The 12873-nt window shown below is 42.7% G+C and carries 7 protein-coding genes; all 7 read right to left on the bottom strand.

The features are described 5' to 3' along the window. Window positions 1-87 precede the first annotated feature (87 nt). Window positions 88-984, bottom strand: a complete 897-nt coding sequence (locus ACYVBM_RS08900; RefSeq protein ID WP_460685293.1) for a metallophosphoesterase family protein — start codon at window positions 982-984, stop codon at window positions 88-90. A gap of 276 nt (window positions 985-1260) precedes the next feature. Next, the gene (locus ACYVBM_RS08895; protein WP_460685292.1) at window positions 1261-1725 is read right to left on the bottom strand and encodes a hypothetical protein; all 465 of its coding nucleotides are present in this window, start codon (window positions 1723-1725) and stop codon (window positions 1261-1263) included. 104 nt (window positions 1726-1829) lie between these two features. Further along, window positions 1830-3611: a RagB/SusD family nutrient uptake outer membrane protein gene (locus tag ACYVBM_RS08890; RefSeq protein WP_460685291.1), complete on the bottom strand. Its 1782-nt coding sequence runs from the start codon at window positions 3609-3611 to the stop codon at window positions 1830-1832. Between the two features lie 117 nt (window positions 3612-3728). Further along, window positions 3729-7196, bottom strand: coding sequence for a SusC/RagA family TonB-linked outer membrane protein (locus ACYVBM_RS08885; protein ID WP_460685290.1), 3468 nt, complete (start codon window positions 7194-7196; stop codon window positions 3729-3731). A 278-nt stretch (window positions 7197-7474) separates the two neighbouring features. After that, window positions 7475-8617, bottom strand: coding sequence for a FecR family protein (locus ACYVBM_RS08880; RefSeq protein ID WP_460685289.1), 1143 nt, complete (start codon window positions 8615-8617; stop codon window positions 7475-7477). A gap of 86 nt (window positions 8618-8703) precedes the next feature. Next, window positions 8704-9264: an RNA polymerase sigma factor gene (locus tag ACYVBM_RS08875; RefSeq protein ID WP_460685288.1), complete on the bottom strand. Its 561-nt coding sequence runs from the start codon at window positions 9262-9264 to the stop codon at window positions 8704-8706. A 351-nt stretch (window positions 9265-9615) separates the two neighbouring features. Continuing rightward, window positions 9616-12864 carry a CHAT domain-containing protein gene (locus ACYVBM_RS08870; protein WP_460685287.1) on the bottom strand — a complete coding sequence of 1083 codons (3249 nt, stop codon included), beginning with the start codon at window positions 12862-12864 and terminating at the stop codon, window positions 9616-9618. Window positions 12865-12873 lie beyond the last annotated feature (9 nt).

The raw sequence follows: 12873 nt of genomic DNA, 5'->3' as shown, positions 1-12873 counted from the left end.
AATAACCCTCATACTATTTATTGTAAAAGCTGAACTATGCCTTTGCCGGTTAGAGAAAGTTACAGCCAGAGCGAAAATCAATGCAAACTAATAATACTGGTGAACGATATATTCATTTTCTACTGCTCCATTTTCGTACAATTTAATGATGGCATAACCCGGTGGCGTTTCCTGGTAATAATAGGGCTGTGCAGATTTCTCATTGCCTTTTCCCCACCAGAAACCGCTCATAGCCCCGTTACAGAAATAATGAACATCATTGTACCATGCACGGTCCAGCAAATGCTGGTGGCCGCTCAGGCAAACGCGCACTTTATCTTTATACTGATAAAATAATTGCTTTAGCTCCTTATGATCTTTATGCTGACCGCCTTCCCAGGTATTAGTTACCGTAAGTATAGGAAAATGCGACATAAGCAATACATAATTACCGGCAGGCACCTGCTCCAGCTCTTTTTTCAGCCATTCCATTTGCTCTTTGTCCAATGAGATGCCATCATTATTACCATCGAGAATTATAAAATGCCAGTTCTTTTTTGAGAAACTGTAATAGCGGTGCGGCATACCGGCTCTTTTAGCAGCATAATGCACACCATACATTTCATCGCTTTTTGATGGCGCTGCCCACCAGTTATCATGGTTGCCCACACAACTGTACACCTCATATCCTTTTAAGGTTTGCATACATTCGTCCCAGCATTTCCATTGCTCCAGCACGCGTTCACGTGTGATATCTTTATAATCCGCAGCATGGATGCTGTCGCCGCCATTCAGAAAAAAATCTACTTTTCTTTTTTTAATTTCTTCGAGGCATTTCATATACCTGGCCGGAACATTTTCGTCCGGCCTGATATGCACATCCGTTATATGGGCAATGGTAAGTACAGGCCTTTTTTTATCCGGTTTAGCAGCCGTAGCTGTTCCTGTAAGCGCCAGAGCGCCTGTGGTTAATGAGATACTTTTAAGAAAATCGTTTCGCTTCATTTGTTTATTTTTTAAAAAGAAAAAGCCTTTCACAATGAAAAGCTTTTTCTTTGGCCAGCGATTTTTTATTGCTGGCCGGCAGATAATACAAGTTTGTCGTTCAATACAGGTTGTCCCATGTATTTAGAAAATATACTATTACTATAGATAGTTGTTGAGTCTACTAATCGCAATATTATAAATATTGCCATCGCTAATCGTGGTACTAAACAAGGTAAACATAGTATCCAACGAATAATATTTTTTGTCCCCTGGTAATATGTTCTTATGGTTACCTTAACTAATGTTTATAGTTATGTTACTTGAAATGGAGTAACTTGGTAAAATCGCGCCACGAACTGCAGGATTGTCTGGAAACGGTTGTATCCAAATGGGGCTATATCCTGGGATGTCAATCTGATGTAGTTGAACTCCGCTCGCAGGAATAGAGAATTTGATATCATAAATACCTGTTGGGACAGTGAAGCTTGTTGAAGAAAAGCAAATAACTGACGTATAACTTCCTCCGCTTACCGGGGTAAATTGTATTTGTAAAGGTTTGTCCCCAAGATCACTTACTGAAATATTAACTGATATTTGGTTGTTTTGCAGCACATTATTAATACTTGTGGCCATTCCATTTGTTACTGATCTTGTTTCAGGGCAGGCAAAATTTTTGATTTTTTCACCTTTTTGCCAACTAATAAGCAAACAACTCATTATTATGAGCGACAATACTGTAATTTGTTTTAACTTTTTCATGATAAAAAATTTAAATAATTAAATAAAAAGGTATTCTATCCTTATTGACCAACAAATTTTTATACCCATATTAAGAAGCTAATTCCCTTTCGGTTTGCAATTATTTATTGCCAGCCATCCGGCTGTGTAAGTTTGGGGTTCAATACAGTCTGTTCTACCGGTATCGGGAAATAATAATATTTGGGCTCAACAAAGCTCCTGGGATTTTTTTGGTCATACACAAACACTACCCGGCCCGATGTTTCGTTGGACAAATAGAACGTACCATCGGAAATATAGTATTTGGCAATACTGTTTCTTACGCTTTCCGGCAGCCCTGCAATCGGGCTCTCATCGTCTTCTGATCTCAGGATGGCTATATCCACTACGCCATCGCCGGTCACATCCAGCGCGCCCAGGGCAGGCACATACATACCACTGGTATTTTGCGCTAAAAGCGAACCTGCTTTCCAGCGATACAGGTCATCAAAACGCCGTCCTTCGCAGGCCAGCTCTACCCTGCGCTCACGGCGTATTTCCAGTATCACACCTTTATTCGCTCCTGTAACCAGCGGGTATTTGGCGGCAAGATAAGCGTCAGGATTTGCGTTTGCTGTTGCCATAACCAGCGCAGGCATTCCTACGCGGCCGCGTATTTTGTTGATGGTTGCATCTATATCACCCTGGGTAAGCGTGCCCAATTCTGCTTTAGCTTCTGCATTGATCAGCAGTACTTCCGCAAAACGGAATATAGGCAGATCCGTATAATTAAGATCATAACTTGGAACAGATGGGTAACGTGGATAGAACTTTAGCTGTAGTAGTCCGCCAAAATTAGGACGGGTTCTGTAAGGATTATCGGTAGGTAATTTTTTGAACCCGGGTGGCATAATGGTTTCTCCCAAACGCGGGTCGCGATCAGCAAACATATCCACAAAACCCTTTTTATCGTAGTTTGCCTGGGAAGTGAATGGTGTACCATCCTTCATTAAGAACTCATCTGCCAAGCTGGAGCTTAAAGCCCATTGCCAGTCAAATACTGTACTGCTGTTATTAGTAACACCCAGGTCTTTACTACCCTTTTGAAGAAAAATGACTTCCTTATTAGACGAAAGGCCCGGTGACCCCTCACTGGAAAAAAGTGCCTGGAAAGCAGCAATGCCGCTGCCCGTTATTTCAAAACCGCCATTGGTCATAATTTCCTGCGAAGCTGTTGCTGCGCGCTGTAAAAATGTTTGGGCAGATGCCTGCAGGTTCAGCTCGGTATGATATTTACGGTAAGTACCCTCGTGCAGCGCAATTCTCGCCAGCAGGGTTAAGGCCCCCCATTTTGTGATATAAGTATTATTGGTAAGGGCAGACTGTACATTAGCCGCTGCAAATTCAAGATCGGCCATAATGGAATCTACTACCATAGTACGGGGGTCTTTGGCTTTATATAGCATATCCTCGTCATTTGTGCCTATTACATGCGAATACCAGGGCACATCGCCGTAGCGTTTTACCATATTGTAGTAAAAATTTGCTCTGAAAAAGCGTGCCACGCCTATATAGTGATTGATAACTGCCTGGTCGCCGGTAGCTTTGCCGGCATTATCCAGCATAAAATTAATACTGCGCAGGTTGCCCCAGCTCCAGCCGCCTACATTACCCGGATTGAGAGCGCCCCTGATGAGGTTATCCGCTTCTGAGCCACCTGTATTAATGGAGATATTATCAGAAAAAAGATCTTCATATCTTGCCCTTAACTGGCCATATAACCCATTGGTATAGGTTTCCAGGTCTTTGGGCGTATTAAAAAATACTTCTTTGGTTATGGCCGTTTGTGGATTTCGCTGTAAAAAATCTTTTTTACAGGAAACGCCGAGCAGCACAACCGCTAATAAAATATAATTAATTCGTTTCATGTGTGTGTTTTTATTGATTTTAGTCACATGGAATTTCGCAGAAAGAATATTTCCATTCCGTTGGGTATGAAAATGATTTTTTCTCATGCTACATTTCATTGTCAAAAATTTACTGTATTAAAGATTCAGGTTTAAGCCAAAAGTATAGGTCCGCTGGAAGGGATACGATGCCTGGGGCCGGTTACCGCCGCCCAACGACTCCGGATCCAGCTTTACTTTGATATGCGATATCTCAAAAATATTTTCCGCGCTGAAATAAAAACGCAGTTTGCTTAACCTCAGCTTTTGCAATACAGGTTGTGGTAAAGTGTACCCGACTGTTACATTCTTTATGCGCATATAGGCCCCGTTCTGCAGGTAGCGCTTGTTGGGAATGCCCAGTTGCTGGTAACTATCTTCGGCCGAATAAGCTCGTACTGCCGGGAAATATGCATCCGGGTTGTCCGGCGTCCAGTAATCTGCGTTCTGAACAGTGGGGTTGGTCCAGGGCTGTGCAAATACACCCCAGAAATAAATATTGGAAGCGCCGGGATACCAGTCCCTTTTGCCAATCCCTTGCAGGAAGATGCGCAGATCCACTCCTTTCCATCCGGCAGAAAGGTCGGCACTGTAAGGAAAGCGGGAAGAGCTGTTGCCAATGATATGCATATCCCCCGGGTCATCCACTGTTTTTTTACCCATGTCCACTTTACCATCATTATTAAGATCGGCAAACTTGGGATCGCCGGGATAAAATTTATAAGACTGATCGTCTGTGCCCATAGCCGTCTGATTAGGAGAATTGGCGATATCAGCTTCATCTTTAAAAACACCAATAATATCAGCGCCCCATATTTCTCCAATTTCCCGGCCTACATAATACCTGTCCCAGTTATTTCCAAGCGATTTTGTAGGATTGTCATAACGGGTGATCCAGGTGCGGTTATCAGCCAGCGTAAAGGCCAGGTTATACCAGAAAGGAGATCCTGCCAACGCTCCGTTATCTCTCCAGTTCAGGCGCAGCTCCCATCCCTTGGTTTTGAGGTCGCCGGCGTTTTCTGTTGGTACAGAAGCACCAAAGACTGCGGGGAGTTGTTTACCCGGGATCAGCATGTCGTTCGTATAACGGGTATATTTATCAAAATTAACAGCCAGCCTGTTGTTTAAAAAAGCAAGGTCTACACCAAAGTTTACCGTAGCTATATTCTCCCAGCCAAAATTGTCTGAAACCGAACCTGGCGCATATACCGCCTGAGGCCTTGTTGTACCCAGGATATAGCCTACCTGACCGTTGCTCATAGTAGGTATATAGGCATAATTACCTACTGACGACTGATTACCCAAAGTACCATAAGAAGCCCTGATCTTGAAGAGGTTTAATGCAATGGCCTCTTTTACCGGTTCAAAAAAGCTTTCCTGTGAAAGCACCCAACCTGCGGAAGCAGAAGGGAAGAAGCCCCACCTGCTTCCATCCGGAAACCGGGAAGATCCATCGTAACGGCTGTTCAGCTCTAGCAGGTATTTCTCCCTGAAATTGTAAGCCAGCCTTGAAAATACGCCCCGAACAGCCCAGTCGCTGATGCTTTCGCTACCCGTAATATTACCGGTAGCTGTTCCCGGAGATGGCAAAGAAGTAGAGATCAGGCCATCGCGCCTGTTCCAGAAGTAGTTTGAATTATAATACTCCTGGTTAAACCCTACCAGCGCCTGCAGGTAATGATCTCCAAAATTTTTATGGAAATCTGTATAAATATTGAACACATTATAGGTTGTGGTGGTATTTTCATTTCTTGCCCAGGTATTGGCAAACGTATATTCAAGCGGATCGTTGGGCCCTATTTTATAAGCTACAGGTACATCATAAGAGCGGACGCCTCCCGAACCACGCCTGAAAGTAACATCAGCACTCAGATCCCAAACGTCTTTTACCAGCCCTGCCTTTGCAGAGAAAGTGGTTATATACTCGTTGAGCTTATCCCTGCGCCTGCCGCCCTCCTGCAGCGCGCCAAGCACCTGGGCAGCTGCGCGCGTCCAGGTTCCGTCAGGATTCCTGGGCACATCTAATGAATTGGTGCGGTTTACGTTCCAGAAAAAGTCGCCATCCAGGAAAACCGGCGCCTCATAATCGGTGCTGGTAAGCTGTGTGTTATTAGAAAACGTTAACCAGTCGGTAACATCAAAATCTACTTTACCCCTCATATTATAACGTTTGTACACATCGTTACCATACTTAAGCAGCCCATCCTGCTGGTAATAGTCGCCTGAAAAATAGTAGCTCAGCTTTTCTGCACGTTTGGAAATGCTGAGATTAGCATTATAAGTGGGAGCCGATTTATTATATGCCTCACTTAACCAGTCGGTAGTACCGGTGTACACCCACCGGTTTTTGCCATCTGTAGAAATTGTTACAGCCGGCAGGGAAGGATCTTCCGAACGCTGTTTGGCATAACCCCGGTCAGACTCGGGGTAATTATTATATAGTGGTTTGCCCGCTTCGTTTTTGATGACCATTACTTCGTAAGGGTCTGTAATAAACTCGGGCAGTTTACCAATAGTGCGGGAACCAACCATCGCATTGAATGCTACATTCAGCTTGTTCCCTTTGGCTTTTTTAGTAGTGATGAGCACCACGCCAAATGAGGCGCGCGCACCGTAAATAGCTGCTGCTGCCGCATCTTTTAATACAGAAACGGTTTCCACGTCATTAGGATTAATACGCGCCACTTCAGACATAGAATAAGGTACCCCGTCTACAACAATCAGCGGATCGCCGCCATTAATCGAGGTAAAGCCCCGTATATTGAAATTAGGATTAGTGGTAGCCCGGCCATTGGAGGTAGTAATGTTCAGGTTAGGGATCAATCCCTGCAAACCGGAACCCAAATTGGCAATAGGCCGGCTTTCCAACTGTTTGGAAGTGATCATGTCCACGGCACCGGTCAGGTTCACTTTTTTCTGAACGCCAAATCCCACAATCACTACTTCATCAAGGTTCTTATCGCCAGGCAGTAATTTTATATTCAGATTACTACCAACTCCTGCTTTTATTTCCTGCGTGATGTAACCAACATAGGAGATTTCAAGAATGCTGTTCTCCGGGACATCAATTGAAAAGCGGCCGTCTTCAGCAGTGCTTACGCCGATGCTGGTGCCTTTTATTTTAATGCTTACACCGGCCAGCGGGTTTCCCGCTTCATCCGTTACTAGGCCCGTTACCGGGGGCAGGGCATAAACCTGCGCCTCAGCAGCGTTTCGCTTTTTTATAATAATTACACGGTCTTTAATTTCAAAGGTCACGGGCTGCTCTTTGCACAGCAGCTCCAGCACTTCCTGTAAGGACGCATTGGTAACAGAAAAAGTTACAGGCTTTACATCTTTCAGGTGTGACCTCACATAAAAAAAGTTGTAGCCGGTCTGGGTTTTAATATCTTCCATAACCCGCTCAAACGGTGTATTTTTTGTTACCAGCGTTAATCGCTGCGCATTGGTTCCTGCATTTACCTGCAAAAAGCAAATTAATAACAGAACAGAAAGCATTTTTTTTAGGTACAGATAGTAATGGCGACCTGCTTGCTGTTCCCGGACAGTTCTCTTCCTGAAATTCATGCTACTGATTTTTGGTTTAAATGAATAAGCGTAAAAGATTTCCATGGCAGTGTGTTTTAATTATTTTTCAGACTTATTGTTTTTTTTATAGAAAGCGGCTCCCTCAACCCCTCTCCTTACAGATAGAGGCTTAAGGCCATTGAGCGCTGAAAATGATTTTGTTTTGAGAAAATTTCTTTATGTACCCATTGCTTTTGCCAAGCTGTTACTTTATATAAAATTGATTCATAGTATTTCCCATAATTGTACCCTGATTTTATCGTTGCTGCTTACGCCTCTTACAAAGGAGCTTCGTGCACATATACTTTATTGCCTTCAACTTTGAATTTGAAAACCCCTGTAGCCTCTAACACAGCCAATACGCCGGAAATATTCTGAAAGCGGGAAATAGAGCCCTGCATTTTTTCGAGGGGAATTTCTCCTTCATAAATAATTTCTACGTTGTACCAGCGCGATAACTCGTTCATTACTTCATACACATCTTCATCGTTAAATTCAAAATAGCCCTTTTGCCAGGCGGCTTCTGCAACTGCATTTACTTTTGAAATATGAACGGCACCTTTCATATCTGATTCAGCCTGTTCCCCTGGTTTTAAAGTATGCTTATTGTTCACCTTAACGGAACCTTCTAACAAAGTAGTAATGGTGCCTTTCTTATCTGCATAACATTTTACATTGAAATGCGTTCCCAATACCTTTATTTCCTGCTCCTTTGTAACAACTATAAATGGTTTGGATGGATTTTTAGCAACCTCAAAATAAGCCTCTCCTTCCAGCTCTATTCTTCTCTGCGAAAGGCCTGCAAAACTTGTTGGGAACTTTATGGTAGTGGCGGCGTTTAGCCAAACCTTTGAACCATCGGGCAATAGTATCTGGAATTTTTGGGCTTTACCGGTGATCAAAGAATTGTATGGTAATGAGCCGCCTGTTTGCGATACCGTAGCTGCTGTTTCTTTAAAGGTAACAATACTGTCTGCAGACTGTATAATATCTACACCATCCCGGGTAGTGATCCAGTCCCTGTGCTGTGAGGATAGTTCGATCTTCTGACCATCGGCCAATAGTAAGGTGGCCATATTTGTTCCCGGAGCCACATCATTGATATTATTTGATGCGAAAGCAGGAGGATTTTCTACTCCCGGCTTATTATACCGGTATAAAAATGTTGTGAGAACAACCAGTGCCAGAACGGCTGCCGCTACACTCATAAACCGGTATGCCCGGTTCGATTTTTTATCTATCTCCCTGTTTATCTGCTCTAAAAGCTCGGCCTTTTTGGCTTCAAATGTTGTTGAAGCTTCCTGGTCTTCCTGTTTCTGGAAGGAATTGCACCAGCTATTATAAGTACGGATATCCTCTTCCGTAGCAACATTCTGCTGTATACGTTTAAGAATTTCTATAAGGTCTTTCTCATTTAACATGATATAAAAAGTCAGGCCTGTATTAACCCTCTTAATATATCAGGTACATGAGAATAGCTTACCCCCCAAAAGAGAATAGAAGTTTTTTATAAAAAGACGGACCAGAAAGACATTTTACCCAAATGGAGCTTTAACTTTTTAAGGGTAAGGGTCATTTGATTTTCTACAGTTTTTTCGGTAATACCCAGCTGTACTGCTATTTCCTTATTGCTTAGTTGCTGCTCGCGGCTAAGTAGATAAATTTCTCTGGCCCGCTGCGGCAATGTTTTTACAAAATCATTAATAACCGCCTTCAGCTCTTTAACCTCTACGCTGTCATCAATAAAAGCATCGGGTACAACCGCTCTCCGGCTTAAAATCTCAGATCTTCTTTTACTGGTACGTATCACTCTAACCAGTTTATACTTTACCGCAGCAAGCAGATAAGCCTTTAAACAGCTAACCTGCAGTTTTTGACGATTGATCCATAACCACACAAATATATCCTGCACTGCATCCATGCATTCATCTTCGTTCTCTAAGATGTTATAAGCATAATTATATAACAGGGATGAGTACCGGGAATATATTTCACTGAAAGCATCCCTGTTACCGCTCTGCAACAAATGAATCAAATGCTCATCACTATATTGAAAATACTTCGTCATAAAGTATAGTATTAAGCCTATGCTAAATATCTGTCCCCATATTCAGCGCCTGCAGTTTTCAAAAGAAAACAATTCCTGTTTAAATTTTATTCAAATCAGATTATTAAATCATTAAACCTTGCAATCGTTAAAAACCAGGTTAAACGGCGCTCTGATTTAGGTAACGGGTTCCCAGTAAACAGGTTTATTTTGGCTATATTAATCAATTTTTTGATACCAAAAGATGATTTTAATGCGCAACCGTTTGCACTTTTTATTAAAAGGCCGGTACCTATTTTAAACGGTGCTGTTAGCTTTTTACTCTTTCAGGCAAGAGAATTAGCCCGGGCAGAGCGGGTAAGATAAAAAACTTCAACTGTATTTTCTTATTTTTCGCCGGGCAACAAAGGTTTTCAATAAAACAGCAAGCAGTATTATTATTGCCACAGCCCCGGCCAGCCAATAGTAAATACTGTTATTACTATATACAGGATGATCATCGCCAATTATACACAACCCTGCCCAGTAGAAAGGATTGGCCAGTTCTACAGAGTTACTTTTTAAAAAGTCAAGTTTGGCTTTCCTTAAAGCCTCACTTTTAGTGTTACCTTTTTTTAAATATTTATAAAAACGGGTGATAATGTCCGCATTTGTTTTTTCATCTATCTTCCACAGGCTCATAACCACGCTTGGGCAGCCTGCAAACATAAAGCTGTAGGCCAGTGACATTACACCTTCCCCGGAGTGAACAGCACCGGTGCCTGTTTCGCAGGCAGTTAATACGGCAAGCTCGGCCCTAAGTTGCATTGAATAGATCTCATACGCATAAAGGTTCCCGTCATTATCCGGTGTTGTTGCCTGAAGCGGCTTTGCAAAAAACAACTGCGACTGCAGAGGATCTATATCATTTACATGCGCATGTGTGCCAAGATGCAATATTTTATAGCGGGATGAATTTTGCCTGAAGATTGACTCCTGCGCCTGCTGCTCAATAAACATATCAGCAGACATAAGGGAATAGATGTTGCGGGCAGCCTGCAATGCAAAGGGCTGGCGAAATAAATACAGGTAAGCGGAATCGCCCTGTATGGCATTCGCCCGCTTTTGATACAACCGCTTCATCGCATCGGTAAATACAGGTGCAAACAAAAGCGCCTTATCCGTTGTTTTATCCTTTCGATCAAACTGCTTCAACTGAACGGCAACATTCGCCGAAAGTAAATACGATATGGTATATTGATGTATAAGGTACCGGAGAGAAGTAAAGTCATGATTCCCTGTCTCGGTAACCAGTGCTTCAAAATTCAGGTAGTACAGGTCTGCATCCGGTACAATAATTAATCTACCGGATGTAAAATAAGCTTCAACAGGTTTTATTAAATCAGTATATAATTTATATGCGCTGTCGCGGAAAGCAGTTGCGGAAAGGGCCTGGGGATTTTGCAGCGCTTTAACGGTGCTGATAGAGCCGATATTGGCCCTCTTTGCATAGAAGCTGTTTTTCGTAACAACAAAGCTATACAGGTAACGTTCTGTAAGCGCATATTCTATCAATGTCGCATCATCTTCTAAAAGCTCCTTTCTTATTTCCTTCAACGAAAAAGCTGCTACTGCATATCTTTTGTTGAAATAAGGGTTTCCTGTTTTTTTCAGACTATCCTGAAATGAGCGGTATATTTCAATGGAGGTTGTCAGCAGCCTGAGCAGAGAATCTGAGCCTGCTTCTGCATTCAGGTGCTGCTCATTCAGGCTGCTGATCTGCTTTCTCAGCTCAATATCCCGCATTACAATGGCATCATCATTCATCATAGCATCATCTATCATAAAGCTGTTGAAGGCCAGCCGCAGCAGCAATGCCTTTCCCTGCTCGGAAAGCATAAAGGCTTTTTCGAGGTATTGCTGCCCGTTTTTATCATCATTGCCCAACTCCCAGCAGGCATCAATGCCAATGGAAAAAATGGCTTTATTCATTTCTGATTGCTCTGCCAGGGACTGCTGCGTTCGGAGCTTATAAATATTTGCTGATATATGATCTGAGTAAGCGGCTATGATGTTCAGCAGCTTGTGCAGGTATTTTTTTTGCTTCGACTGCTCATACATTTCATACAAAATGCTGAGCCTTACTCTAACCAGCTCACTTACTTTAAAGGAGAAAGGGAGCTTTGGCAACCATCCGGCAGGGTCATCGGGCAAACTTTTCAATCCTGTTTGAAATAAGACGCTGCTGTCTGCATATAGCATAGCGCTGTCCAGCTTATTTGCTTTTAAATAGCTTTGAGCGATATCATTAAAAAACTCAATAACCGGCTGCTTTAAAAAGGGAAAGCTTTTACGGAATTTTTGCAGCACATCTTTTTGAATATGCAAGGCCATAGCCGTGTTGCCGGTTTCCGCATATACGCAGGCAAGAGATGCGCGGGTGTACAGGCTATAATAAGACTGCGCCTCGTTGATCCTGCTGTAATTTGCTACAGATGTATTATAATAATAAATAGCACTGTCATATTCTTTACCATCGGCAAACATATCGCCGTAAAAAGATTCGATATACCCCAATGTCCAGTAATCGTTCGGATTTAACTCTTTTTGAATGTGGTATGCTTCCTCAAAATAATTTTTTGCCTCGCCATACCTTTTCAGCTTTTGCTGCGCCGAGCCAAACTGTACCAGGATATTTACCATGCCTAAGCTTTGCCGCCCGTAAATATTAGCGCCGATATGCAGGGCTTTGCTTAAATAATTGGTGGCAAGCGAATATTCATTGAGGTAATAATATAATTGCCCCATATTATAATAGGTAACATAAAATGAACCGTTGTTGCTGATGTCCTGCACGCCATTGCGCAGATAAACATTCAGTGCCTGCTGACGGTACACTAAGGCTTCCTCATAACGGCTGAGGTAATAACAAATAGCGGAAAGATTGCCATAATTCTTTGCCAGCTTAGGATTATCAGGCCTGTAATGTTTTTTTAATAGCGGCTCCACCTGCAATGCTGTTTCCAGCGCCTGGTTATACATTCCTCCTACGATAAAATATTGCGTCCGGGAGATCAACAGGTCTGCCAATGTTATTTCGTCAGCGGGATCAACAGACTGCAGCGTGTTGTATGCTTTGTTATAGTAATAATCCGCTTTTTCAATATGCTCCTTCAGCATTTCCATCTGGCAAAGGTTCATATACAGAATCACCAAAGGAAGATGAGGGCGCATGGTATCAGCGGCATGTAAAGCTTTTTTGTAGTATATAGCGGCAGAATCGAACTTATATTTGCTTGCATACAGACAACCCGTTACAGCATTTAATGCCACCCTGCCAGCGCTTTTAGCCGGAAGCCTTCCCAATACAATTTGTATAGAGGAGCATGCTTTTGCCATTGCGCTGGCAAGTGTTTCTTTCTCCCATATAACCTGGGCTTCTAAAGCTAAGGTCAGCGCAAGACTGTCGAAGTTTTGACGGCTGGTAAAATATTGACGGGCATTGTTTATATAATAAATACTGCTGTCGAGCCTGTTCTGCCGGAGCGCCATTTTTGCTTTTACGTAATCACCGGCGGTATATTGACCAATGGCCGTAATATAGCCGGATACAGCTAAAAATATGAGCAGTAAATTCTTCATCCAACTGAA

The sequence above is a fragment of the Niabella aquatica genome, from assembly GCF_054779315.1.
Note: the sequence above shows the minus strand (reverse complement) of the source record. Positions and strands in the feature narration are given on the sequence as shown.